Genomic DNA, 24,954 nt, shown 5'->3' on the forward strand with positions numbered 1-24,954 from the left:
ATGGCCCGCCCCCGTCCCGCAACCTTCGACAAGAAGAAGATCGTCGCCGAAAACCGGCGCGCGCGCTTCGACTATTTCATCGAGGACGTGTTCGAGGCCGGCATCGCTCTGCAGGGGACCGAGGTGAAGGCCCTGCGCGGGGGCGAGGGCAATATCGCCGAAAGCTATGCCGAGGTGAAGGGCAACCAGGTGTTTCTGGTGAACAGCAACATCCCCGAATATAGCCATGGCAACCGCGAGAATCACGAGCCCAAGCGGCCGCGCAAGCTGTTGCTGCACGAGCGCGAGATCGAGAAGATGCACAGCGCCGTGTCGCGCAAGGGCATGACTTTGGTGCCGCTGATGATCTATTTCAACAGCACCGGCCGCGCCAAGATCGAGCTGGCGCTGGCCAAGGGCAAGCAGAATCACGACAAGCGCGAGACGATCAAGGATCGTGACTGGAAGCGCGACCAGCAGCGCATCATGCGGGACAAGGGCTGATGAGCCGCCTGACCCGCTGGTGGCACGCCAATTGCCCGACCCGCGAATCGCTGGAACAGAGCCGCGTCCTGGCCCCCGTCGCCCATCGCGTGTTGGAACCCTCGCTCTGGCGCTTCACCCGCCGGTCGGTGCCGCGCGGCGTGGCGCTGGGCCTGTTCGTTGGCATCTTCCTGCTGATCCCCGGCGTGCAGATCGCCGGCGCGGCGTTGCTGGCGCTGCCGTTCCGCGCCAATATCCCGGTCGCCGCCGCGATGACTTTCCTCTCCAATCCCGCCACCACGCCGCTGATCCTGATGGTGTCGGTCTGGCTGGGCAACTGGATGCTGGGCCGCAGCGCCGACGCGACCGGCTTCATGGCGCTGGTCGATGGCCATGCCACCGTCAGTCAGTGGACCACATGGCTCCTGTCCGAAGCGGCGCCCGCGATGCTGCTCGGCCTCTTCCTGATCTCGCTCGCCAGCGCCGTCATCGGCTATGTCATCGCAGACTGGTTCTGGCGCCGCCGCATGGGGCGGAAATGGCAGGCGCGCAAATTGAGGATTGGCAAGGTCCATCAAAGCGGCGCATTGGAGAAGGCCGCCGGCGTCTGATCGGCGGAACATTCAGGTCCAGTTTCGTGTCAGAGGTGTCGGGTTGAAAAGAGGTGAAGAGGCTTGGCTGATGCAGCCGCGCTCGCGCTTGGCGCTGCCGCTGCTGATCCTCGCCGCCCTGGCCTCCGCCGCGCTCGTCCTCTACGCGGTGGGCAGCTGGCCGCTTGCCGCCGGTTTCGCCGCGACGATCCTGACCGCAGCAGCGCTGCTGACCTGGTATCAGCATCTCTATCCGCCCCAGATTTCGGACCGGGAGGCTACGCCCGACTGGACCGTGGCCCGCGCCGCGGCCGATGCGTCGAGCATGGCGATCGCCGTCACCGACCGGGGCGGACGGCTGGTCTGCGCCAGCGACCTGTTCGGCGAATGGTTTCCCGGCTACCCGACCCCGCCCGCCGTCACTGCCGACGCGGCGCTCAACGACGCCCTCTCCGCCGCCGCCCGCGCCGCCTGGCGCGATGGCGAGGCCAGGCATGAGGGCGTGGCGCAGGGCGCGCTGCGCCTCGACGTCGATGTCGCCCGCACCGGCCGGTCGGAAGATTATCTGCTCTGGCGCTTTTCGCCGGTGCGGCAGCCCAGCGCGCTCGATGACGTCAACCGCTTCCTCACCGGGGAAGCGGGCCGCCAGCTTGGCGAAGCAGGCATCATGGCGGTGCTGATCGGCGGGGAGGGGCGCATCCGCGCCGCCAATGGCGCCTTCCTGCTGCGTGCCGCCGGGCGGATCGACGCCAATATCGTCGGGCGCGACTTCGCCGCCCATATGCGGGTGGACGACAAGGGACGGCTGTTCCTGGCGCGCGAGGAGCAGGGCGGCCTGCCGCTGCGCCTGCTCCAGGTGCCGTTGAAGCGCGCGGCCCAGCCCAATGGCGCGCAAGCGTCGATGCAGGATGGGCCGATGCTGCTGCTGTTGATCGACGAGCCGGCGGGCGGCGGCGGCACGTCCGCGCTGTCCTATATCGAAACCCTGTTGTCGCTGCTGCCCTTCGGCCTCGCCATGGCCGATCGGGACGGGCGCGTCCTGTTCGTCAACAACGCCTTTGCGCGGGTCGCGGGATTGAAGTCTGGCGACAAGCCCAGCTATCCCGGCGATCTGGTCGTGCGGGAGGATCAGGCGGCGGTCGCCGACGCGGTGCGCCGCTTCGCCGTCGGCCCGCAAATGTCCGGCGACATCGCGGTGCGGATGCGCGACACGCCCGATGATCCGATCGCGCTCAGCCTGGCGGGGGTGCGGGGGCTGGGCGAAGCGGCGGTGCTGCTCAGCCTCAAGGACAATAGCGAGGAATCCAAACTCAAGCGCCAGGTCGCGCAGGCGACCAAGATGCAGGCGATCGGTCAGCTCGCCGGCGGCGTCGCGCATGATTTCAACAATATCCTGACCGCGATCATCGGCCATTGCGACCTGATGCTGATGCGCCATACGCCGGGCGACAGCGACTATGACGATATCCAGCAGGTCAAGTCGAACAGCAATCGCGCGGCGGGCCTCACCCGCCAGTTGCTGGCCTTCTCGCGTCAGCAGACGTTGCGGCCGCAAATCTTGCAGCTGCCCGATATCGTCGCCGACGTGTCCAATCTGCTCAAACGCCTGCTCGGCGAAAATGTGAAGCTGGACGTGACCCATGGCCGCAATCTGGGCGCGATCCGCGCCGATCCGGGCCAGTTGGAGCAGGTGATCGTCAATCTGGCGGTCAACGCCCGCGACGCCATGCCCGAAGGCGGCACCGTCAATATCCAGACCTATGCCGTCCCTGCGATCAAGGTGCGCGAAATGCGCCAGCAGATTTTGCCGGCGGGCGATTATACCGCGCTGCGCGTGTCCGACACGGGTCTCGGCATCCCGCCCGACATATTGGCGAAGATCTTTGAACCGTTCTTCACCACCAAGGAACTGGGTAAGGGTACGGGGCTGGGCCTCTCCACTGTCTATGGCATCGTTAAGCAATCGGGCGGCTATATCTTCGCCGAATCCGAACTGGGCCGCGGCGCCAGCTTCGTCATCTACCTGCCGGTCTATGCCGGCGCCGACGCGCAGCAGCCGGCCCCGGTGAAGGCGCCCGCGCCCCGGCCCGAAACCTGGGGCACCGGCACCGTCCTGCTGGTGGAGGACGAAGATATGGTCCGCGCCGTCGCCGAGCGCGCGCTGACGCGGCAGGGCTATAAGGTGCTGACCGCCAATGACGGCGAACAGGGGCTGGAGGTGCTGAACGGCCCGGAGAAGATCGACCTGCTCATCTCCGACGTCGTCATGCCCAATATGGACGGCCCCGCGATGGTCGCCCAGGCCCGCCGCGCCTATCCCGACCTGCCGGTGCTGTTCATGTCGGGCTATGCCGAGGAACAGCTGCGCAAATCGATCGACATCGCCAATGTCGCCTTCCTGCCAAAGCCTTTCTCGGTCAGCCAGTTGGCGGAGGCCGCACGCGACGCGCTGGCCATGCATCCGGCGCCAAAATGACCTTGCGCGGGATCAAGGTGAATATGCTGGGCAAGTGGGTGGTGATCGGTTAGCGAGTCGGCTGCATCAACGGGGATTACGCAGCGTGTCGGACGGCAAGAGCATATTGATTGTCGAAGATGAAGCGATGATCGGCATGATGCTGGAGGATTATCTCGACGCGCTGGGTTATCGGCTGCACGCCGTTGCGGCCTCCGTCGACGAAGCCTGCGCCCATGCGCGCGAGGGCGGGTTCGACGCGGCGCTGGTGGACTGCAATCTCCAGGGTGAAAAAAGCTGGCCTGTGGCTGATATCCTGGTGGAGATGGACATTCCCTTCATCTTCGCGACCGGCGGCATGGCCGATGATCTGCCGCCCAGCCACGCCGATCGGCCGACCCTGGCCAAGCCTTTCACCATCGGGGCGGTCGAGCGTGCCTTGGGCAAGGTTTTGGGCGCATAAGCTTGGCTGGATTGCGGCGGGATAGGAAATTTCCGTTCCCCTCTTGTTCTTTAAGAACAAACAGGATACATCATCGTCCAGGCGCACGGAACCCATGCGTTCCGCTTGACAGAGGACTGGCCGATGACCGCAATGCTCTCACTCATCGATTCCAAGAAGAACGGGACAATGGACAGACAGAAAGCATTGGACGCGGCGCTTGCGCAGATCGACCGCGCCTTCGGCAAAGGCTCGGCCATGAAACTGGGCAGCCGCGAGAAGCTGGAGATCGAAGCGATCTCTACCGGCTCGCTCGGCCTCGACATTGCGCTCGGCATCGGCGGCCTGCCCAAGGGCCGCATCATCGAGATTTACGGCCCGGAAAGTTCGGGCAAGACCACGCTGGCGCTCCATGCCATCGCCGAAGCGCAGAAGGCGGGCGGGACCGCCGCCTTCGTGGACGCGGAACATGCGCTCGATCCGGGCTATGCCAAGAAGCTGGGCGTCGATATCGACGAACTGATCGTGTCGCAGCCCGATACCGGCGAACAGGCGCTGGAGATCGTCGATACGCTGGTGCGCTCCAACGCGATCGACATATTGGTGATCGACTCCGTCGCGGCGTTGGTGCCGCGCGCGGAAATCGAGGGTGAGATGGGCGACAGCCATGTCGGCCTACAGGCGCGCCTCATGTCCCAGGCGTTGCGCAAACTGACCGGCTCGATCTCGCGCTCCAAATGCATGGTGATCTTCATCAACCAGGTGCGCATGAAGATCGGCGTGATGTATGGCAACCCGGAAACCACGACCGGCGGCAACGCGCTCAAATTCTACGCCTCGGTCCGCCTCGACATCCGGCGCACCGGCCAGATCAAGGATCGCGACGATATCGTCGGCAACGCGACCCGCGTGAAAGTGGTCAAGAACAAGGTCGCCCCGCCCTTCAAGCAGGTCGAATTCGACATCATGTATGGCGAAGGCATCTCCAAGATCGGCGAAATTCTCGACCTCGGCGTCAAGGCCGGGATCGTGGAGAAGTCGGGCGCCTGGTTCTCCTACGACTCGATCCGCATCGGTCAGGGCCGTGAAAATTCCAAGACTTTCCTCAAGGAACATCCCGAACTGGCGGACAAGCTGGAAAACGCCATCCGCGGTAAGACCGAAGAAGTCGCCGAAAAGATGATCACCGGACCCGATGCGGAGGATGATGGCGAATAAGCCCTGAAACAACCCCGGCCGGATCAGCCGGGGCGCGGTTCACCGGCTCTCGCTCGCCTTGCGCATCACGCTCTGAAAAGGCCCGCCGCGTCCGCGCGCGACGGGCCTTTTACCGTGACCGCGCAGACGAAAGGGGGACGTGCCCTCGCTTCCGTCATCTCCCGGCACATGAATTCCGTCCAGGCGGCGGAACATAAAGCGCAGGCAGGTTTTTCAGGCCAGGCCATCTGGCCACCGCTATATCAATCCACCAAGGCCGCCCCATTCTGCTTGTCCCATCCTGCGGCCGTTCAAGACTTCTTGCTAACGCCGTGCAGCCTCCCGATGCTGTCCCGGACGCGCCGATTCGACCCGTCCCCTCTCACACCGGAACCCATTCCATGCGCGTCGCCATTGAAGCGATCCTCGACTATGACTTTGCCGAACCGACCGACGTGCTGCTCGCGGTCGAGGCGGCCGGGCTGCCCGACCAGCGGGTCGTTTCCCAGTCGCACATCATCGACAATGCCGGGCCGCTGACCAACAAGGTAGGCGGCAGCGGCATCGGCCGCCGCACCTGGACCCGCACCGGCACCGGCCGGATGCTCAGCACCTATCGCGCCACGGTGGAGGTCGATCGCGCGCCAGTCGATATCGCCAACCTCTCCAAAAGCCCGCTGCCCAGCCTGCCCGAAGAGGTGCTGCCCTTCATCTGGCCCAGCCGCTATTGCGAGGCCGACCGTTTCGGCAGCTTCGTCAGCAGCCATTTCCCGGATATGGAGGGCGGTGCGCTGGTGCAGGCGCTGGTCGATTGGGTGCACGAGAATCTCGTCTATGTGCCGGGCAGTTCGGACATTACGACCACTGCGGCCGACACCTTCGTCGCCCAGCAGGGCGTCTGCCGCGATTTCGCCCATCTGACCGCCGCGCTGATCCGATCGCGCGACATTCCCGCCCGGCTGGTATCGGTCTATGCGCTGGGCCTTGATCCGCCGGACTTCCATGCGGTAGTCGAAGTCTGGCTCGACGGCGCCTGGCGCATCGTCGATTCTACCGGCCTCGCGCCGGTCGAAACCATGGTCCGCATCGCCGTCGGCCGCGACGCCACCGACATCGCTTTCATGACCGTCTTCGGCGGCGCGATGATGAACGCCCAGTCGATCACGGTAACGGCAGCATAGACCGTCCGCTCGCCTCGGCCATCGGGTTGAAAGGCGGTTATATATTTGAAAAAGATATGCCTGTTAGGGACCGGGCATGAGCAACGAACGCCAATTGACGGGCAACGCCGGCGTCCATCATGTCGCGCGCGAACTGTCGCGACATGGTTGGAACGTGATGCTCACCGTCCGCAACGCCCGTGAGGCCGATCTCTACGCCGTCTCGCAATGTGAGCGGATCGTTCATTCCATTCAGGTAAAGGCCCATAGCCCCACGCCCAACGATGTGCGCCTGGGGCTTCAGCCCGAAGCGATCGTTACGCCATGGTGGGTCTTAATTGCGGACGCGCTATCGCGCAGCCCAACTTGCTATCTCCTGTCACTGGACGAAATCCGGCAACATATGGTGCGTGATCCGGGAACCCGCTCCGGCAAGCCGGAAGCGCAGCGCGCCTTCTGGTTCGATCGACGCTTCTACACGCCCGCCAGCGATCGCGAACTGCTCGATGCGCGTGAAGCATGGACAAGGCTGGGTGTCCCCCGGACGCTGCCCTGATCAACGGCGACTGCCGTTTCACCTTGACGATCGTCCGTCGCGCTACGCTCAATAGTCCTTCGAATAGCGCAGGTTTGCCGACGACCCGGCATTGGTGCCGGTCTTCGACAACAGGCTCAGCGTTTTCGACAGCGCGATCTCCAACTGGGTGGCGGTGAAGCCCTTGGAGTCGGTGATGACCTCCACATAGATATTGTTGGAGATATGCTGGCCGACTGCGAGCGAGGTGCCGCGCCCGGTCGTGTCGTCGCCGCCAACGATGCCGATCCGGTCGATGCCCGACGCGCCCTGCAACTTGCCCATCGGGTTCAATCCGCCGCTGCCGCCACGCAAGCCGTTGAGCGCCGCCGCCAGTTGCACCGCCTGCATCGGCGAGAGGTTGGCGACATTGTCGCCGAACAATATGCGCGAGAGAATTTCGTCCTGCGGCAAGGTGGGCGTGGAGATGAAGGCTATGTCCGGCTGCTGCGCCGACCCCGTCACTTGGATGCCCGCGGTCACCGTGTCGATCCGGGTCTGCGCCTTGATCGCCAGGATGGGATTGAACATCGGCCCGTTGAAGGTGATCACGCCCTGTTCCAGATCGAACTGGTGACCCGAAAAGCTGTAGCGGCCGCGGATCGATTCGATCCTGCCGACGACGCGCGGATTGGCGGTCGTTCCGGTGACGCGCATGTTGGTCTTCCATTCGGAATCCAGCCCCATGCCGGTGACGTAGATTTCGTTGTCCGCCTTCACCCGGATATCCAGCTTCCAGTCGGCGGGCTTGGCCGCCGCCTTGCGCGCCGCCAGTCGCTGGTCGAGCGCGTCGCCGCCTGCGCCCTTGCGCCGCACGCCGGCAAGCTGGCGGATCTCGGTCCCGCCCTGCCAGGCGACCTTGTACCGGGTTTCGGGCAGGCTCAGGTCGCCCTTGATCAGGCCACCATTGGCCGGGCTGTTGCTGATATTGATGGTCCCGCTGACGACGCTGGTGATCGCTTCGCTGCGCGCCAGCCGCGCGCGGTTCAACTTGACCGCGATATCCATCGGGAAGCCGCTCGCGGCGGCCAGCCCGACATTGCCCGACGCCTGCACCGTACCCTCGCCCGCCCGGCCGGAGAAATCGCGAATCTCCAGATGATCGTTGGTGAAACGGCCATCCAGCTTCATCTGGGTAACGCGCGTGCCGAACGTCTCATTTTCATAGGTCAGCGCATTGGCGCGGACCACGCCGTTCAGCCGCGGATCGCTCAGCCGCCCGCTAAAGTCGGCCGCCACGGCGAGGCCGCCGGTCAACTGCTGATCGGCCAGCCCGGCGAAGGAGAACAGGACATCGGCCGGCCCGGCATAGCGGATGCCGCCGCCCAGCGGGGCATTCTGCAACTGCTCGGCCCAGCTTGCGCCCGCGCCCGGCGGCGCCAGCGTGGCGGTGAAGCGGCCCAGCGTGCTGCTGCCTTCGCGAATCAGGCCGCGCAGGTCGCCACCGGCCGAAGACAGCTTGCCTTCGACATTCATCGACACCGGGTCGGACACGGCGGTCAGGCTGGAGCGGCGGAAATCGTTGATCGCCAACCGGGTGGTTGCGGTCGGGAAGGCGCTGCCCTTTTGCGCATAGTCCAGTGTGCCGGTCATTCGGCCGCCAATGCCTAGGCCCGGCGCGGCAATGTTCGCGATGGCCAAGTCGAAATCCTTGAACCGGGCCTGCGCCACGGTCGTGTCGCCGAAGCGCCCGGCCAGATCGACCTTGCCCTGCGGCAGCACCAAAGTCGCCGGTTCCAGGCGATAGCCGCCCGGCTCGCTGCGGATGATGGCCGGCTGGGCCAGGCGGAAGTCGATGTTCGCCGCCTTGCCCTGCAACGCCACGGCATAGAGGTTGGGGCGCAGCGCGGCGTTGGCGGCGATCGAGAAGGGCACGCCGCTGGAGCCGTCGGCGACCAGTTGCGCGCGTCCGCGTCCGCCCTGATAGTCGATCCGCGCCCGCGCCTTTCGCACCACATAGGCGCCATAGGCGGCGTTGGCGATCTGCGCATCCGCCTTGATCTGGGGCTGATCGGTCAGCAGCATGGAGGCGGTGACGATCGCCCGGCCGATCACGACATCGGCCTCGCCCGGCAGTTTGGCGTTGCTGGCGGTGGCGTTGACGTCCACGCCCTGCACCTTGCCCACGGCGGCCAGCCGGATCGCGCCGGTGACGCCGGAGCCGTTCATGGCGAGCTGCCCGGTGAAGGGGCCGGCGGTGCTTTGCTGGATGCGGCCGTTCATGTCGACCCCGGCGAAGCGCGCCTTGGTGACGTCGATGGTCAGCGGGCCTTTCGCCGTGCGGATCAACACATTGGCGAAGAATGGCCCATAGGGCGACCCGCCGGTGGCTTCCAGCCGGTATCCTGCCGCCTCGCCATTCAGCTTGGCCACCACGTCGGTCAGTTGCACGCCGACATTGGGCCGCGCCGCGCGCAACACCGCCTGCGGCCGTTCCATCGTGCCCCGAACGGTCAGCGCGAGCGGCCCATATTGTTTGGAGGACGCCGTCGCATCGAACGCGACCTGCCCGTCGGTGTCATAGCTGCCGGAGCCGCTGTGGATCGTGAAGTTGGGCGCTGCGCCTTTCAGGCCGGCGAGGGTGAACTTGCCCTCCGGCGTCATGCCGATCTTGCCGCTGGCGACCGCATTGCCGCCCAGGAAATCGCGGACCGAGGCATTCTCCCAGCGCGCGGTGCGCACGCCGAAGCGGCCCGACAGGCCAAAGCCGCCCTTGGGGCCGGGCACCAGTTCGACATCGGTATTGAGGTTGACGATGCCGACTCCGTCGATCTTATAATCGTTGACCCGACCTTTGAGCGCCCCGCGATAGAGCGCATTGTCGAGGTCGGCCAGCACGATGGCGGTGGCGTCCACCCGGTCGCTGTCGATCTTCAGATTGTCGCTGATCAGCTTGCCTGCGGCATAGGCGAAATCGCCCTTCACCCGCAGATTTTGCAGCAGGCCGCCCGCTGCGGCATTGAGGCCGGTGACGCGGGTGGCGGTGGCGCTGATCGGAATGCGGATGCGATCGCTGTCGATCACCGCCCGGCCGCTGGCCTTCAGATTCTCGATGCCGGTGGCGTCGAACGCCAGGCTCTTGGCGGTAATGTCATAATCGATGAACGGCGTCGCCATCGGCCCGTCGAGGATGATGGAGGCGCGCACGTCACGACCCTTCACCTTCTCCATGATCGCGCCGGGCGTCAGCAGCGCGGCGTTGATCCTGAGCGCGCTGAACTGGCTTTTGCCGAGGTCGATCAGCCCCTGCGCGTCGGCGCTCATGGCGGGCGAGCGCAACGTGCCCTTGATATTGACGCGCCGCTCGTTCAGCCCGGCGAACAGATCGACGTCCAGTTGCGGCGCGGTCAGGCGATCGACCGTGCCGGCGAAGACGAGGCCTGGACGCAACGGGCCTTTGGCGGTGAAATTGCCGTCCCGCGCCGACAAGACGATGTTGGCCAATTCACCTTTGGGCGAGGTCGCGACGACCCGCCCGTCCCACGCCTGCCATGTCCCCTTGCCGTCGAGCGTCGCGGTGACGCCGTCGGTCAGGCCGGTCATGGCGGCGATCACGCCGCCCTTGGGCGCGGTCAGCGTGCCGCTCATCGCCAGGCGGTTCTGGTCGGGCACCGCGTCCAGCTTCGCCTGCAGCCGGTCGCCGCTGTCGACGACTGCATCGGCGGACAGGATGGCCCGGCCATCGGCAATATGGGTGACGCCGTCGATCGCGATCTCGCGCTTCTGGCCGATCACCGGCTTGGCCAGGATGAACTTGCCGATCTTCATCCGGTCGACGTCGATGTCCAGGTCGGGCAGGATCGGGGCGTTGGGATCGCTGGCGACGACGTTGAACTGCGGGCTGCGCGCCAGCACGACCAGCGGCGTTTCCAGCAGGCTGACCGAGATATGATTATTCACGTAGCGGAACGGGCGCCAGATCACATGCACCTTTGGGCTGACTGCGAACACGCCCTTGGGATCGCGCAGCACCAGATCGTGGATCGTCATGTCGCTGTAGATCGACCCGTCAATCCGCCCGACCTCGATCTTCATGCCGGATTCCATCTGGAGCGCGGCGATCTGCTGGATCAGGAATTTCTTGCCCGGCTGGGTATTGAGGCCCAGCAGCAGCCCGCCGGCCAACAGCCCCAGCGCGATGACGAGGCCGACGACGCCGATCGCGATCTTTTGCCACAGCGGACGCTTTTCGCGGATGACGATCGTCTGGGTCGCGTCGTCAACGGCGGGCATGATGTCGTCCTGCGCCATCAGAAAGCCTGCCCGATGCCGATGTAGAGGGCGAATTTAGACTCGCCGGGCTGCCGGTTGATCGGCATGGCGATGTCCGCGCGGAACGGACCGAAATTGGTATAGAAGCGGCCGCCCAGGCCGACGCCGTAGCGCATGTCGGAAAATTGCGGCATGGAGCTTTCATAGACCTGACCGGCGTCCACGAAGGCGACGACGCCATAATTGCCGAAGCGATAACGCCCCTCGACCGCAAATTCATTGACCGACCGGCCGCCGATCGGATCGTTGTTCGCGTCCTTCGGCCCCAGTTCCTGATAGCCGAAACCGCGTACCGATCCGCCGCCGCCCGCATAGATGCGCCGCGATGGCGCGACATCGCCGCGGCTGACCCCGGTGATGGTGCCGACCTTGGCCCGTCCCGCAATGACCAGATTGTCCGACACCGGATAATAGCCGGTCAGGTCGAAACTGGCGCGCAGATAGGGCGAGAAATTCCCCTGCAACGACCCTTCCGGTTCGGCGCGCAGATTGGCGCGGAAGCCCTTGGTCGGGTTGAGCAGGTCGTTGGAGCGATCATAGCCGATCTGCACCGGCAGACCGCCGATGAAATAGGTGCGCCGCGTCTTGTCCGCGGTGGCCGGGTCGATCACCACCTGCTCGTTGGTCAGCAGGATTTCCGCGCCATAGCTGTAGGTCCAGCGCTTCTGGAAGATCGGCGTCGATTGGCGCGCCCAGCCGATGTTGAGCCCGGCGGTGAATGCTTCATAGGCGTCGTAATTTTGATGGTTGAGCGTGATGCCGGTCTGGAACGTCTTGTCGCGCTTCCCCGCATTGGACCGGCGGAAGGTCGCCGATGCGCCCTGTTCCTGCGTGCCTGCGATCGCGCCCAGGATCAGCGCGCCTTCTGGCGGAAACAGATTGCGATGAGTCCATGTCGCCTCGGCGCGGAAGCCCTGGCCGGTGCCATAGCCCGCTTCGCCCGCCAGCGTGCGGGGTGGCCCGGCTTCCTGCGCGACGGCCAGATCGACATATTCGGTGCCGTCCGGCCCCGCCTCGCCGGTCTGCACCGGCTCCACCGACACGCTGGAAAATAGCGACGTCGCGACCAGCGCCTTGCGCAGATCGTCCACCTTGCGGCTGTCATAGAGTTCGCCCGGCTTGTAGCGCTTGATGACCTCCATATGATCGGCGCCAAACGCCTGTTTGTCGCCGCTGGTGATGATCTTGCGGAACGTGCCGCGCGGGCCGGTATCCACCGGCAGCGTATAGTCGCCCGTCACTGTCGCGGGATCGAGCAATATGTCGCGGTCCCCGACCTTTGCGAAAGGATAGCCATTTTCGGGCAGCTTCAACGCGATATTGGCCTCCGCGCCTTCGACCAGGGTCGCGACGATATAATCGCCGGTCTTGAGCGGCAGGCTGTCGCGGACCAGGCCGGGCGGCACCGTCGGCCCGGCATTGATGACGATGTCGCCGATCTTGTAGCGTTTGCCCGGCGTTACGGAGATCACCGCCTTCAGCGTCCCGTCACCGGCCTGGTCCAGGCTGGCGAGCGCCGTCGCGTCATAATAGCCCTGCGAATAGAAGAGGCGCGTCGCGAGCTTCTCATCCTCTTGCGCGCGCGCCTGCACCATGGCTGCGGTTTCAGCCTTGCCCTTGCCGTCGATCAGCGCGGATTCGGCGCGGAATTCGTCCTCCAGACCCGTCTTGCCAAAGCCTTCTATGCTGGTGGCGTAGCGTATGTCGGGCTGCTTCGCGTTTGCATTATTATTGTCCGCGACATTGGTCGGCACGGTCACGCTGTCGAGCGGCGGCAGCGGCTGGGCCAGTTCCTGTTCCTCGGCTGGATCGATCGCCGGTGGCAATTCGGTTGGCGCGTTCGATGACTGCGGCATCTGCTGGTCGATCCAGCTCTCGATCGAGGGCAGGGGCGCGTCGGGATTGGCCTGGTCCGGAGTCCCTGCCTTGGGCAACCGCGCCTCGAACTGGTCGTCGGGCAGGATCGGCTCTTCGCCCTGGGTCGCTTCATAAGGAAGGCTGGGATCGGGTACGGGCGTCGACTGGGCTTGGGCCATCAGCGGCAGGGACGAGGCTGTCATCAGCGCCACGGCCATTATGCGCCGGACATGATATGCCTGTCGTCTCGTCATGAACCTACGATGCCCCCTTTGCACCGTGCATTCCACACGCGCGGTAAAGAGGCAATACGCTCAACAAGTTGCCTCGGTTCCACCTACAACAGGATTTGCCGCGCTTCCCACGGGACTCGCGGAAGGCTAGAGGCTTTGCATGACATTTGCGCTCAATATCTCGCGATCGATTTCGGGCCAGCCCTGGCGCTGGCGGGGCGGCAACGCCGACGGGCGCGACGCCACCTATCTGCCCGACGATCTGGTGACGCAATTGCTGCTGGCGCGGGGGTGTCCGCGCGACGCAGTCGAGGCGCACCGCAATCCCACCATCCGTCAGTTCATGCCCGACCCCAGCCTGTTCCGTGACATGGACGCCGCCGCCGATCGGCTGGCCGACGCGGTGCAGCGCGGCGAGGATGTCCGTATCTTCGGCGATTATGACGTCGACGGTGCGACCAGCGCGGCGCTGCTGATCCGGTTGCTGCGCGATCTGGGGCTGCACGCGAAACCCTATATCCCCGACCGTCTGATGGAAGGCTATGGCCCGTCGGGCGAGGCGCTGGTGCGGCTGGCGGGGGAGGGCGCGACGCTGATCGTCACCGTCGATTGCGGCGCGCAGGCGTTCGAGGCGCTGTCGATGGCCAGGGCGACCGGCGTCGATGTCGTCGTGGTCGATCATCATAAATGCTCGACCTCGCTGCCCGAAGCCTTTGCCCTGGTGAACCCCAACCGGCTGGACGAGAATGACGGCGCGGCGGTGCATGGCCATCTCGCCGCGGTCGGCGTCGCCTTCCTGCTCGGCGCGGCGCTGGTGCGGGTGCTGCGGGCGCGCGGCTGGTTCGCCAGCCGCAGCGAGCCGGCGCTGATGGAATTGCTCGACATCGTCGCGCTCGGCACGGTGGCGGACGTCGCGCAATTGAAGGGCCTCAACCGCGCCTTCGTGGCGCAGGGGCTGAAGGTGATGGCCAAGCGCCATAATATCGGCCTTGCCGCCCTGATCGACGCCAGCCGCCTGACCCGTGCGCCGCTGTGCCACGATCTGGGCTTCGCGCTCGGCCCGCGCATCAATGCGGGCGGTCGGGTCGGGCAGGCGGATCTGGGCGTGCGGTTGCTCACAACGGAAGACCCGGTGGAAGCGGCAAGCATCGCCGCGCAGCTCGACCAGTATAATGAGGAACGCCGCGCCATCGAATCGACGGTGCAGGAACAGGCCGAAGCCTTGCTGGCCGCGCAGGGCAATCGCGCCGTGGCGGTCATATCCGGCCAGGGCTGGCACCCCGGCGTCATCGGCATCGTTGCGGGCCGGATCAAGGAAAAGGCCGGCCGGCCCGCCATCGTCATCGCCATCGATGAAGACGGCATGGGCAAGGGGTCGGGCCGCTCCGTCTCCGGGGTGGACCTGGGCGCGGCGGTGATGGCGGCCAAGGATAGCGGCCTGCTGGTCGCGGGCGGCGGCCATGCCATGGCGGCGGGGCTGACGGTCGCGGCCGACCGGGTCGATGCGCTCGCCGACTTTCTGGACGACCGGCTGTCCGCCGCGGTCGCCAAGGCGCGCGACAACCGGGCGCTGCTGATCGACGCGGTGCTGGCGCCTGCCGGGGTGAACCCGGACTTCGTCGCGGCGATCGAGCAGGGTGGCCCCTATGGCGCGGGCTGGCCTGCTCCGCTGATCGCCGCAGGGCCTATGCGCGTTATCAAGGCCGATGTCGTGGGCAACGGCCATTTGCGCGCGATCATGAGCGGGGAGGACGGCCGGTCGATCAAGACGATCGCCTTCCGCCAGGCCGAAACCGATCTGGGCCAGGCGATATTGGGCGCGCCGCGCGACCGCAAATTGTGGGTCGCGGGCAAGGCCAAGATCGATGACTGGGGCAGCCGCCCGGCCGCCGAACTGCATCTGGAGGACGCCGCCTGGGCGGATTAAGCAGGATTGTCATTTTCTTGCCTTTTGGGGGTTGACCCTTTTGCCGTCCCCGCCTAATTGCGCCCTCGCTTCGCAGCGCTGCCCGGTCAGTCGCTGCATGAGGTCCCATCGTCTAACGGTTAGGACACTGCCCTTTCACGGCAGCGATACGGGTTCGAATCCCGTTGGGATCACCACCTCCGCTCCGGCGGAGGGGCTTTTCACCTCCCTTCATCGACAAATCCTTCGCCCAGCGGTTGCGGGGTGCGTGCGTCGGCTTTAGCCTTGGACGCCCGCCGTCCTTGCCGAGTATATATTGCCCGATGCGTTCTTTTGTCTTGTGCGTCCTTGGTTTGATCCTCGGCCTGTGGCCTGTCCTCTCCGTCGCGCTGCCGGCCAATCAGCCCACCCCCGGCTTCACCCGCGTCGCGATCGAAACCTCGGCCGGCACGATCACCGTCGCGGTGGACCAGAAGCGGGCGCCGCGCACCTCGGCCAATTTCCTGACCTATGTCGATGACGGCCGCTTCGACGGCGTCACCTTCTATCGGGCGGCGCGGCGCAAGAGCGATCCCCATTATGGCCTGATCCAGGGCGGGATCGACACCGACGCCCGTCGCTCGCTGCCGCCGATCCCGCATGAGCCGACCAGCCGGACCGGCATCCTGCATCGCGATGCGACCCTTTCCATGGCGCGGCCCAACCGGCCCAATTCGGCGATGGGCAATTTCTTCATCACCATCGGTGCGACGCCCAACATGGACGCGCGCGGCGACTATATCGGCTATGCCGCCTTCGGCCATGTCGTCGGCGGCATGGATGTGGTGCGCAAAATTCTGTCGGTGCCGACCTGTTGCGGGTCGGGGCCGATGCGCGGGCAGATGATCGTCAAGCCGATCCGCATCCTGCGCGCCCGGCGACTGGACGGCGCGCCCAAGCCCACGCGCGGGGTGAAGCCGTGGCTGATCGGCCTCAACAAACGGACAGCGAAGTAGACATCTCTACGCGAACACCGCCCGATCGCGCACCCATCGCCTGCCGCCCTCGCGCGGCGGCCGGGCCTGAACCCTCTTCCACGCCTGTTCGTGGAAGAAGAAGGCGACGGCGTTGATCACCGGCTCCACCAGCGCGATTCCGCCGGCGAGCGCGATCGACCCGGTCATGGCATAGGCGACGGTGAAGCCAACGGTCAGGTGGATGGACAGATAGGTGCCGGTCTTGATGAGGTCGAGCGACATGGGCGTCTCCTTGGTCGCGACCTAGTTAAGAGTCGTTCGCAACAACGGCCAATGGCTTTTTCCGCTGGCTCTGATCGCCCCGGACGATCAGGCTGCCGCGATCAGGACGGCGACGGAGGAGAGGGCGCATGGCTGGACGGATCAGGGTGGGCATTGGCGGCTGGGTCTACGAGCCGTGGCGCGGGAATTTCTACCCGGTGGGACTGCGGCAGAAGGACGAGCTGGCCTATGTCGGCGAACATCTGACCGCGACCGAGATCAACGCGACTTATTATAGCAGCCAGAAGCCCGCGACCTTTGCCGGCTGGGCGAAGGCGGTGCCGGACGGCTTCCGGTTTGCGGTCAAGGCGTCGCGCTATTGCACCAATCGCAAGCTGCTGGCGCAGGCGGGTGATTCCATCGCCAAGTTCACCAGCCAGGGGATCGCCGAACTTGGCGACCGGCTGGGGCCGATCCTGTGGCAGTTCATGCCGACCAAGCGCTTCGACCCGGACGATTTCGGCGCCTTCCTGCACTTACTGCCGCCGAGCGTCGATGGGGTGCCATTGCGCCACGCATTGGAGGTGCGGCACGAGAGTTTCGACGACCCGGCCTTCCTGGCGATGGCGCGCGACGCCGGGGCCGCGGTGGTGCTGGCGGACCATGACGACTATCCCGCGATCGCCGGCCATGATGTCGGCTTTGCCTATATGCGGCTGATGCGGGCGCAGGCGGACGAAGCGACCGGCTATCCGCCTGCGGCGATCGCGGACTGGGCCGGGCGGGCCAGGGCGGCCGCGGGGCAGGGCGATGTCTTCGCCTTCTTCATTAGCGGCGCCAAGGAGCGCAACCCGGCGGCGGCGCAGGCGATGATCGTGGCTTTGCAGTAACAGGCCTGTTGCATTTAGTGCAATCGGTATGCCGTGCTTTGCGATTGTTACAAGAATATGACGGGCTTATTGGCCCGCTCACACCCAGATGGGTGACAATTCTTGCAAAGATGGAGCAAAATATGCGGCAGGCCTTTCAGGGCGCTGTGCTGGCCATTGCGGTCGGCGTTCAGATGCTGACTTTCTATTCGGTGCTATATGCCTGATTGCGCGTTGCGCGCGCACTGCATCCCGACTCGTCAGGATGCGAAAAGGCCGCTCCCGGTTTGACCGGAGCGGCCTTTTTATTTGCTCTCTATTTGGCGATGTCGTGAACCGATCACGGGCGATCATCAGCCCTCCGCCAGCCAGCCCGCGAGCAGATAGGCCACGACGCCGATCGGTCCCAATGCGCAGAGCGTCAGCAGGACCAGTCCGACGCGGAGCAGCGTCACGTCCAGTCCGGTGCGGTTGGCGACGCCGGCGCATACGCCCATAATCTTGCCGTTGTTGCGGTCGAGGGTGAAGCTGTTGCTCATCTGTCTGGCCTTCTGCTGAAATGATGGGAAGGGCGCGCGCGATCAGGCGATCGGCGACACCGGGATCGCCGCGCTGACGAACAGGCTGGCGACGATGAAAGCGCCGATAAGGGCGACAGCGGCGTGCTGGATCTTGGCGATGGACATGGTGGATACTCCCTGATGTGATGGCCGGATCATTCCGACCTTGATGCCCACAGGACTAGCAGATGCCGTGCCAGTTTCGATTTTTGGCGGAAATCCCAGATTCTTTGCCAATAAGGCATCATGCTAGGCTGGCGAATAGACTCGCTATTGGGATATTTTCCCGCAGGTTGGTGAAATATGCCTGACGCTGTGGCGGGACCTGCTTTTTTATTCGTGTATGGCACGCTGCGGGCTGCCTTTGACGGGGAGATGGCGCGCTGGTTGCGGCAGGTGGCGCGGCTGGTCGGCCCGGCTACGGTCGGCGGCGCGCTCTACCGGGTCGCCGACTATCCGGGGCTGGTGGCCGGGCCGACGGGCAGGGTGCGGGGCGACCTCTTCGCACTGAGCGACGCCGCGGCGATCCTGGTCGTGCTGGACGATTATGAGGAATGCGCGCCCCATCACCCCCAGCCCCATGAATATCGCCGCGAGGCGATGACGGTGCAGGCGGCGGACGGGCCGGTGGAGGCCTGGGTCTATCTCTACACGCGCGACACAGCTGGCCTGCCCCCTGTCGCCGATGGCGACTTCCTGTCTTGCGCGCAGACCCCGGACGACTAGTCTGCCGCGTCGGGGGATGCACAGGAGACAGGCGCCGATGACGACCGATCGCAAACAGGATGACGCGGCCCCCGCGGAGCGGCTGGCGGAAGACCGCAACTGGGTCGGCACCACCGGCTTCCAGCGTCGGCACATATTGGCGGGCGGAGCCTTCGCGGCCGGTTTCGCCGCCGCCTGCCGCCCCATCGCCAGCAGCGCGGTGCAGACCTCCGCCGAAGGGCTGACGGAAGAGAATGTCTCGATTCCCGCCAGCGACGGCTTTGCCATGCCCGCCTTCGTCGCGCGCCCGGCGGGCGGCAAGGCCGCGCCCGTCATCGCCGTGGTGCATGAGATTTTCGGCGTGCATGAATGGATTCGCGACATCTGCCGCCGTTTCGCCAAGGCGGGCTATTACGCCATCGCGCCCGACCTGTTCGCCCGCCACGGCGACGCGACCAAGGTCGCTGATTTCAAGCAATTGATCGGCACCATCGTGTCCAAAGCACCCGACGCGCAGGTGCTGGCCGATATCGACACCACCTATGGCTGGGCCGGAAAACATGGCGGCGATGCGACGCGGCGCGGCATCACCGGCTTCTGCTGGGGCGGGCGGGTCGTCTGGCTCTATGCCGCGCATAGCGCCGATCTGGATGCGGGCGTCGCTTATTATGGGCGGCTGGTGACGGACAAGACGCCCTTGCAGCCGCTGAGCGCGATCGAGGAGGTCGGCAAGCTCAAGGCGCCGGTGCTGGGCCAATATGGCGCACTGGACAAGGGCATACCGCTGACGGACGTGGAGGCGATGCGCGCGGCGCTGGTCAAGGCGGGCAAGTCGCCGCCCGACGCCATCACCGTCCATGAGGGCGCGGACCATGGCTTCATGGCCGATTATCGCCCCAGCTATAACGAAGCCGCCGCCAAGGCCGCGTGGGACGCGACGCTTGACTGGTTTGGAACATATGTGAAGCGGTGAGAAAAACCGGGCTCCTGTGTTCGCAGGAGCCCGGCCCTATTATTTCTGCTTCATCGCCTCGACCGCGGCGAGCGTGGTCTTCACATGCTCGGCATAGTTCATTTCGCTATGGACGAAGGCCACCCGGCCCGACGGCGCGATGACATAGGAGGTGCGATCGGTCATGCCCGGCCGCATCTTGAGCGCCACGTCATAGCCGGTCACGATCGCCGGCCCGGCCGACGCCACGGCGAACTTGCCCGCGCATTCCTTGGTCGAAAAGGCGACGAGATCGTCCACGGGGTCGGCCGACATGCCGATGACCGTCGCGCCGGCCGCCTTGAACTTGTCGATATTCTCGGCAAATTCGCGCGCTTCGGCCGAACAGCCCGGCGTGAACGCCTTGGGGAAGAAATAGAGCACCACCGGCCCGCGCTTCAACTGGTGCGACAGGGTCAGGGTGAAGGTCTTGCCCGCCTGCGCGCCGCGGGTGGTGAAGTCGGGCGCCTTGGCGCCGACGGCAAGGGCGGCCATCGCGCCGCTGGAACTCAGGGCGGCGGCGGCGGCGAGGAGAAGAGACAGGCGCTTCATAGGTCGGTTCCTTGGGTCGGACGGTGATCGGGCTGTTCCCATAATTCGATCGCATTGCCCTCCGGATCATGAATGCGGGCGAAACGGCCGAGGACGGGATCGTCCCATTCGGGCTTGGTGATGATCGCAACGCCTGCGGCGCGCAAGCGGTCCAGAAGGGAATCGAGATCGGACACGCGGAAATTCAGCATGAAGGCCTTGTCGGCGGCGAAATAGTCGCTGTCCGCCTTGAACGGGGCGAACACCATCGGCCCGCCGCGCGGCTGCCAGATCCATTCATTGGGCGTGTCCGCCGGATCGACCACGCAGCCGCCGCCGACATTCAGGTGGGTGCGATACCACGCCCCCAGCGCATCGGGATCGCGCGCGCGAAAGAACAGGCCTCCCATTCCCAGCACCGGCATGGCATCGACTCCCCATTATGTGAACGCCCGGACGCTATCATGCGGGCAGGGCCGAGTCATGCATGGGAACCGGCGGCGCGCTGGCCGGTTCCTCCTTACATGCGGAAATCATGTCCACCCGTGACGCTTCTGTCCCTGTTGCTGGCCGCCGGCTGCAACCAGGCGTCGGACAAGAGCGCCGACCAGCCCGGCGTCGTCGCCAACATATTGGACCAGACGCTGCCCAATGTGGAGGAAGCGCCGCCTGCCGCCAATGCGATTACGCCGGTGGAATCGCCGCCGAAGATCGACACGCCCCCGCCCGAAGCGGCTCCCGTCGGCCTGATCCCCGCCGCCATGCAGGGCAACTGGACCGGCACGCAGGATCGATGCGGCGATCGCAGCGCCGATCTGGAACTGACCGTCACCCCCGACCGGCTGTTGTTCCACGAAAGCGTCGGGACGGTGCAGAGCGTGACGGCAGGCGAGGATGGCCGCGCCGCTGTGGAAGCGGCCTTCACCGGCGAAGGCCAGAGCTGGACCCGCACCCTGGCGTTGCGCACGTCGCCGGACGGCAAGGCGCTGACCATCGTCAATGACGGGACGGCGGTTACGCGCAAGCGTTGTTGAAGGGCGAGGCGTTGCTTTGACACCCGCCCCTTCCCCCTCCGCCTTCTGCCCGCTACAGCCACGCGATGATCGGCCGCCTTACCTTGAGCGATTTCCGCAATCATGCGGACGCGCTGATCCTGCCCGACCATAGCTTCGTCCTGCTGACCGGCGACAATGGCGCGGGCAAGACCAACATATTGGAAGCGGTGTCGATGCTGGCGCCCGGTCGCGGGCTGCGCGGCGCGCCGCTGTCCGCCATGGCGCGGCAGGAGGGGAGCGGAGGCTTCGGCATCGCGGCGGAAGTGGACGGCGTGGTGTTGGGCACCGGCGTCGCCGCCGCCAGCCCGGAACGGCGACAGGTGCGGATCGGCGGCGTGGCCTCCTCCGCCAACGCGCTGGCCGACCATCTGGCGATCGTCTGGCTCACCCCGGCGATGGACCGGCTGTTCCTCGACAGTCCCGGCGGGCGACGGCGCTTCCTCGACCGGCTGACGCTGGCGCTGCATTCGGGCCATGCGATGCACAGCGCCCGCTATGACGCGGCGATGCGGGCGCGCAACCGGCTGCTCACCGACCCGCGCCGAGCCGACCCGGCCTGGTTGTCGGCGTTGGAGGCGCAAATGGGCGAGCATGGTGCAGCGCTGGCGGGTGCGCGCGCCGATCTGGTGGCGCGGTTGAACGCGATGCTGGCGGACCAGCCCGACGAACCCTTCGCCCGGCCGCGGATCGCGATCGAAGGCGAGGATGCCGGCGACGACGCGCTGGCGGATCGGCTGGCGCGCGAGCGGCGGCGCGATGCGGCGGCGGGGCGCACCCTGTCCGGCCCGCATCGCCACGACCTGGCCGTCACCCATATCGCCAAGGATCAGCCCGCTGCGCTCTGTTCGACCGGCGAGCAGAAGGCGCTGCTGCTCTCGATCCTGCTGGCCCATGCCGCGCTGGTGGCGGCCACGCGCGGCCAGCCGCCCGTGCTGCTGCTGGATGAGGTTGCGGCTCATCTCGACCCGTCCCGCCGCAGCGCATTATTCCAACGATTGCGGGAAACCGGGGGGCAGGTGTGGATGACGGGTACAGAATCCAGTCTTTTCAACGATCTGGATGATGCAACCCGATTGACGGTAACGGCCGGGCAGGTTTTTCGTTCCGCAGCATAACGCATCGACGAAACGACTCGTCGCCCCACGCTTGTCCATCCGTCCGGCGTCTGCCCTAAGACCGGCATCGGGGTTCAAGCCTACAAAATAAGTCGGGGTCGCAATCACATGGTCGTTGGTTTTCGCGCGTTTTTCGCGGCGTCTATTCTTGCGCTCTCGACCCTTTTCGCTGTTCCCGCCACCGCCGGCACACTCCAGTGCGTTCCTTTCGCCCGGCAGGTTTCCGGCATCGACATCCACGGCAACGCCAATACCTGGTGGGGCCAGGCCGAAGGGCGCTACGACCGTGGTCATGAACCCCGCGTCGGTGCCGTCCTGGCCTTCGCCGCCAGCCGTTCGATGCCGGTCGGCCATGTCGCCATGGTCAGCAAGGTGGTCAGCGGCCGCGAAGTGCTGCTGACCCACGCCAACTGGTCCTATCGCGGCGGCATCGAGCGCAACGTTCGCGCCATCGACGTGTCGGCCAATAACGACTGGACCGATGTCCGGGTATGGTATGGTCCGATCGGCGACCTGGGCCTGCGTTCCAACCCGGCGCGCGGCTTCATCTACGCCCAGCCGTCCAAGACCATCGATCAGCCCGTCCAGATCGCGTCGGCCGACGCGACCGGCGGCGCTGCGGTGCGCGCCGCTTTCTGATCGCGGCGCGCGATCGACAACGCCTGCGGCGCGGATCGATCGCTTTTTTCCAAACCCTTACATCGCTGATGCAGGCTTAACCTCTTCTCAAACCATGGCGGCCTAGGGTCATCCTTGGTGGGGCGATTCTTGTTATCGGGATCGCATAAGATGTTTCGAGCGATACGCCGGACTGCGGCATGGCTGCTGTTGTCCGGTCTGGCGGCCGCGCCCTCCTGGGGGGCGGCGGTGCTGCAATGTGTGCCCTATGCCCGGATCGTATCGGGCGTGGCGATCAAGGGCGATGCGCTGACTTGGTGGGATCAGGCGGATGGTCAATATAAGCGCGGGACCAAGCCGAAAAAGGGTGCGGTGCTGGCTTTTCGGCCCAATGGTCCGATGCTGCTGGGCCATGTCGCGGTCATCAGCAAGGTGCTGGACGACCGCCGCGTACTGATCCGTCACGCCAACTGGTCCGTCCCCGGCGCGATCGAGGAGGATGTGCTGGCGATCGACGTGTCGGAGGATGGCGACTGGAGTCAGGTGAGGGTGTGGCATAGCCCGACGGGCCAAATGGGCGCGCGCACCAACCCGACCTTCGGTTTCATCTATCCGGCCAAGGCCCGGCTGCATGATTTCACCCCCGACCCGATACTGGGCGCGAGCGTGCGTTTCGCCAAGGTCGATTCGGATATGTGGGACGAACAGGGGCTGCCGCGGATGTTGCGGGAGCCGCGCGTAACGCCGGTCATGGCCAGCCCGCGCATGATCCAGGTCGCGCAGGCCAGGCCAGCGCCCTGGGCGCGCAAGGCCGTACCGCGGCTGGAGGCCGATCCCTTCGTCGTTGAATATGCCGACGCGGTTCCGTCGCAACGGACGCTGAGCGCGATCATCGCCGATGTGCGGCGCGAGGCGGTGATGAACTGATACAAAAAAGGGGCGCTCTCGTCGGCGCCCCTTTTTGTTTATTCGGCCTCGGTCGGCTTGTCTTCGGTAGACTTGTCTTCGATACCCTCGGCAGGATTTTCGAACCAGGCTTCGACTTCGCCGGTCAGCTTGATCGTCAGCGGATTGCCGTGACGGTCGCGGCTCTTGCCGGCGGCGACGCGAATCCAGCCCTCTGAGATCGAATATTCCTCCACATCCTTGCGCTCGCGGCCCTTGAACCGGATGCCGATGCCGCGTTGCAGCACCTCCATGTCGAAATGGGGGCTTTTGGGATTGGTGGACAGATGATCGGGGGGCGTGTCGCTCATGGTGATATTCCCTGGAAAGTTTGTTCGCGCCTAGCGCCTGGGGTCGCCGTCCGTCAACCGCCGCGCTTTTCATCGACGTCACAGAAGATGCGGCGAATGACGCCCGCGTCCAGCCAGGCGGTGAAGCGGTTTTCCGCGTCGGCGAGGCCCGCGAAGGGATAGGCGACCGGGCGATCATCCACCGCGCGGCTGGCCGCCGTCAGCCGGGCGATGGCGTCGGGCGCGGTGGTCAGGATGCGCCCGCGCCGGTCGGTCGAGGCGCTGTTGACCCCCACGACATGGCCGTCTTCGGCAAAAACCGGCCCGCCGCTTATCCCCGACAAGGTGCCGTCTCCGTCAGGGATACGGCCCTTTTCGGCCCAGGCCAGGATCGGCTGGGTCAGGTCGCTGCGCCCACGCCGCGCGCTCGCCTCGCCGATTAGTTCTGACATGACCAATGTCGGTCGGCCGGCTGGAAAGCCCATATGAAAGCCCGGCGTGCCGGGTTGCGGGATGCGGCTGGACAGCGGCAGGGCGGCGGGACTGGTTATGCCGTCACGCACCAGCGCGGCGTCCGCCTCCACGCTTTCGATCACGCGCGACACCGGTCGCGCGAAACGGCCATCCTCAAGGCCCACGCGGGTGCAGCCATGGGTGACATGCTGGGCGGTCAGCCAGGCGCCGTCGCGGTCGACGGCAAAGGCGGTGCCCATCGAATCGGCTGGCCCGTTGGGATTATCCTCGATCACGAACTGTTCATCGCTCCAGTCGGGCATCGGCCGGCGCGGCGATCGCGGGTCGAACTGTTCGACCTTAAGCGGCGGCACGGCCATGTCCTGACCGAGCCACGCGACCAGCAACAGGCCCCCGAACGCGAAGGGCAGGCAGCCGCAGCCGCGCTTCGCCATCG

24 protein-coding genes and 1 tRNA gene are annotated in these 24,954 nt (G+C 65.7%); 17 read left to right on the top strand and 8 right to left on the bottom strand.

Annotated features, from left to right (window positions below; genetic code table 11):
• The 7 genes from smpB (at position 1) to EWH12_RS03020 (ending at position 6,862) form a co-directional block, all read left to right on the top strand.
• Positions 1–483 carry an SsrA-binding protein SmpB gene (gene smpB, locus EWH12_RS02990; protein WP_066599515.1) on the top strand — a complete coding sequence of 161 codons (483 nt, stop codon included), beginning with the start codon at positions 1–3 and terminating at the stop codon, positions 481–483.
• Positions 480–1,073 carry a DUF2062 domain-containing protein gene (locus EWH12_RS02995; RefSeq protein WP_066599516.1) on the top strand — a complete coding sequence of 198 codons (594 nt, stop codon included), beginning with the start codon at positions 480–482 and terminating at the stop codon, positions 1,071–1,073. Before smpB ends, EWH12_RS02995 begins: the two co-directional genes overlap by 4 nt.
• Positions 1,074–1,143: 70 nt before the next feature.
• Positions 1,144–3,528 carry a hybrid sensor histidine kinase/response regulator gene (locus EWH12_RS03000; protein ID WP_207212350.1) on the top strand — a complete coding sequence of 795 codons (2,385 nt, stop codon included), beginning with the start codon at positions 1,144–1,146 and terminating at the stop codon, positions 3,526–3,528.
• A gap of 85 nt (positions 3,529–3,613) precedes the next feature.
• A complete protein-coding gene (locus EWH12_RS03005; RefSeq protein WP_066599520.1) occupies positions 3,614–3,970 on the top strand; it encodes a response regulator in 357 nt (118 codons plus the stop codon).
• Between the two features lie 123 nt (positions 3,971–4,093).
• Positions 4,094–5,167 (top strand): recombinase RecA, encoded by a 1,074-nt coding sequence (gene recA / locus EWH12_RS03010; RefSeq protein ID WP_066599522.1) that lies wholly within the window; start codon positions 4,094–4,096, stop codon positions 5,165–5,167.
• A 380-nt stretch (positions 5,168–5,547) separates the two neighbouring features.
• Positions 5,548–6,327 (top strand): transglutaminase-like domain-containing protein, encoded by a 780-nt coding sequence (locus EWH12_RS03015; protein WP_066599525.1) that lies wholly within the window; start codon positions 5,548–5,550, stop codon positions 6,325–6,327.
• Positions 6,328–6,403: 76 nt separating this feature from the next.
• Positions 6,404–6,862, top strand: coding sequence for a hypothetical protein (locus EWH12_RS03020; protein WP_129925662.1), 459 nt, complete (start codon positions 6,404–6,406; stop codon positions 6,860–6,862).
• 48 nt (positions 6,863–6,910) lie between these two features.
• Here EWH12_RS03020 and EWH12_RS03025 read toward each other — a convergent pair whose 3' ends face one another.
• Entirely contained in the window at positions 6,911–11,131 is a 4,221-nt protein-coding gene (locus EWH12_RS03025) for a translocation/assembly module TamB domain-containing protein (protein WP_129925664.1), read from the bottom strand.
• Positions 11,131–13,263 carry an autotransporter assembly complex protein TamA gene (locus EWH12_RS03030; RefSeq protein ID WP_129925666.1) on the bottom strand — a complete coding sequence of 711 codons (2,133 nt, stop codon included), beginning with the start codon at positions 13,261–13,263 and terminating at the stop codon, positions 11,131–11,133. Before EWH12_RS03030 ends, EWH12_RS03025 begins: the two co-directional genes overlap by 1 nt.
• Before the next feature lie 139 nt (positions 13,264–13,402).
• Here EWH12_RS03030 and recJ point away from each other — a divergent pair, with 139 nt between their 5' ends.
• The 3 genes from recJ to EWH12_RS03045 all read left to right on the top strand — a co-directional run bounded on the left by recJ (position 13,403) and on the right by EWH12_RS03045 (position 16,143).
• A complete protein-coding gene (gene recJ / locus EWH12_RS03035; protein WP_129925667.1) occupies positions 13,403–15,169 on the top strand; it encodes a single-stranded-DNA-specific exonuclease RecJ in 1,767 nt (588 codons plus the stop codon).
• A 101-nt stretch (positions 15,170–15,270) separates the two neighbouring features.
• A tRNA-Glu gene (locus EWH12_RS03040) sits at positions 15,271–15,345 on the top strand.
• 126 nt (positions 15,346–15,471) lie between these two features.
• A complete protein-coding gene (locus EWH12_RS03045; RefSeq protein ID WP_129925668.1) occupies positions 15,472–16,143 on the top strand; it encodes a peptidylprolyl isomerase in 672 nt (223 codons plus the stop codon).
• Between the two features lie 6 nt (positions 16,144–16,149).
• Here EWH12_RS03045 and EWH12_RS03050 read toward each other — a convergent pair whose 3' ends face one another.
• Positions 16,150–16,386 (bottom strand): DUF2061 domain-containing protein, encoded by a 237-nt coding sequence (locus tag EWH12_RS03050; RefSeq protein WP_066599540.1) that lies wholly within the window; start codon positions 16,384–16,386, stop codon positions 16,150–16,152.
• A gap of 128 nt (positions 16,387–16,514) precedes the next feature.
• On the opposite strand from EWH12_RS03050, the gene EWH12_RS03055 reads away from it, so the two are divergent.
• Positions 16,515–17,255 (top strand): DUF72 domain-containing protein, encoded by a 741-nt coding sequence (locus EWH12_RS03055; protein WP_129925669.1) that lies wholly within the window; start codon positions 16,515–16,517, stop codon positions 17,253–17,255.
• Positions 17,256–17,587: 332 nt separating this feature from the next.
• Here the strand turns inward: EWH12_RS03055 and EWH12_RS03060 are convergent, their stop codons facing one another.
• The gene (locus EWH12_RS03060; protein ID WP_066599544.1) at positions 17,588–17,773 is read right to left on the bottom strand and encodes a PspC domain-containing protein; all 186 of its coding nucleotides are present in this window, start codon (positions 17,771–17,773) and stop codon (positions 17,588–17,590) included.
• Between the two features lie 324 nt (positions 17,774–18,097).
• Between EWH12_RS03060 and EWH12_RS03065 the strand changes: the two genes are divergently transcribed.
• Together EWH12_RS03065 and EWH12_RS03070 are read left to right on the top strand one after the other, a co-directional pair.
• A complete protein-coding gene (locus tag EWH12_RS03065) occupies positions 18,098–18,520 on the top strand; it encodes a gamma-glutamylcyclotransferase family protein (protein WP_129925670.1) in 423 nt (140 codons plus the stop codon).
• A 37-nt stretch (positions 18,521–18,557) separates the two neighbouring features.
• Positions 18,558–19,472: a dienelactone hydrolase family protein gene (locus EWH12_RS03070; protein WP_129925671.1), complete on the top strand. Its 915-nt coding sequence runs from the start codon at positions 18,558–18,560 to the stop codon at positions 19,470–19,472.
• A 39-nt stretch (positions 19,473–19,511) separates the two neighbouring features.
• Here EWH12_RS03070 and EWH12_RS03075 read toward each other — a convergent pair whose 3' ends face one another.
• Both EWH12_RS03075 and EWH12_RS03080 read right to left on the bottom strand, forming a co-directional pair.
• Positions 19,512–20,042: a peroxiredoxin gene (locus EWH12_RS03075; protein ID WP_066599550.1), complete on the bottom strand. Its 531-nt coding sequence runs from the start codon at positions 20,040–20,042 to the stop codon at positions 19,512–19,514.
• Complete coding sequence (locus EWH12_RS03080) at positions 20,039–20,446, bottom strand: VOC family protein (protein WP_066599553.1); 408 nt, start codon at positions 20,444–20,446, stop codon at positions 20,039–20,041. The genes EWH12_RS03075 and EWH12_RS03080 overlap by 4 nt, the downstream gene beginning before the upstream one ends.
• A gap of 120 nt (positions 20,447–20,566) precedes the next feature.
• On the opposite strand from EWH12_RS03080, the gene EWH12_RS03085 reads away from it, so the two are divergent.
• From EWH12_RS03085 to EWH12_RS03100, 4 genes are all read left to right on the top strand, one after another.
• A complete protein-coding gene (locus EWH12_RS03085; protein ID WP_242495934.1) occupies positions 20,567–21,055 on the top strand; it encodes a hypothetical protein in 489 nt (162 codons plus the stop codon).
• Positions 21,056–21,120: 65 nt separating this feature from the next.
• Positions 21,121–22,191: a DNA replication/repair protein RecF gene (recF, locus tag EWH12_RS03090; RefSeq protein WP_129925673.1), complete on the top strand. Its 1,071-nt coding sequence runs from the start codon at positions 21,121–21,123 to the stop codon at positions 22,189–22,191.
• 108 nt (positions 22,192–22,299) lie between these two features.
• Entirely contained in the window at positions 22,300–22,830 is a 531-nt protein-coding gene (locus EWH12_RS03095) for a CHAP domain-containing protein (RefSeq protein ID WP_129925675.1), read from the top strand.
• Positions 22,831–22,980: 150 nt separating this feature from the next.
• Positions 22,981–23,736, top strand: coding sequence for a CHAP domain-containing protein (locus tag EWH12_RS03100; protein WP_129925676.1), 756 nt, complete (start codon positions 22,981–22,983; stop codon positions 23,734–23,736).
• 38 nt (positions 23,737–23,774) lie between these two features.
• Here EWH12_RS03100 and EWH12_RS03105 read toward each other — a convergent pair whose 3' ends face one another.
• Together EWH12_RS03105 and EWH12_RS03110 are read right to left on the bottom strand one after the other, a co-directional pair.
• On the bottom strand, positions 23,775–24,065 hold the full coding sequence (locus EWH12_RS03105) for a DUF3297 family protein (protein ID WP_129925678.1): 291 nt from the start codon (positions 24,063–24,065) through the stop codon (positions 23,775–23,777).
• 53 nt (positions 24,066–24,118) lie between these two features.
• Positions 24,119–24,952, bottom strand: a complete 834-nt coding sequence (locus tag EWH12_RS03110; protein WP_129925680.1) for a S1 family peptidase — start codon at positions 24,950–24,952, stop codon at positions 24,119–24,121.
• Positions 24,953–24,954 lie beyond the last annotated feature (2 nt).

This window comes from Sphingobium cupriresistens, from assembly GCF_004152865.1.
Taxonomy (GTDB): Bacteria; Pseudomonadota; Alphaproteobacteria; order Sphingomonadales; family Sphingomonadaceae; genus Sphingobium; species Sphingobium cupriresistens.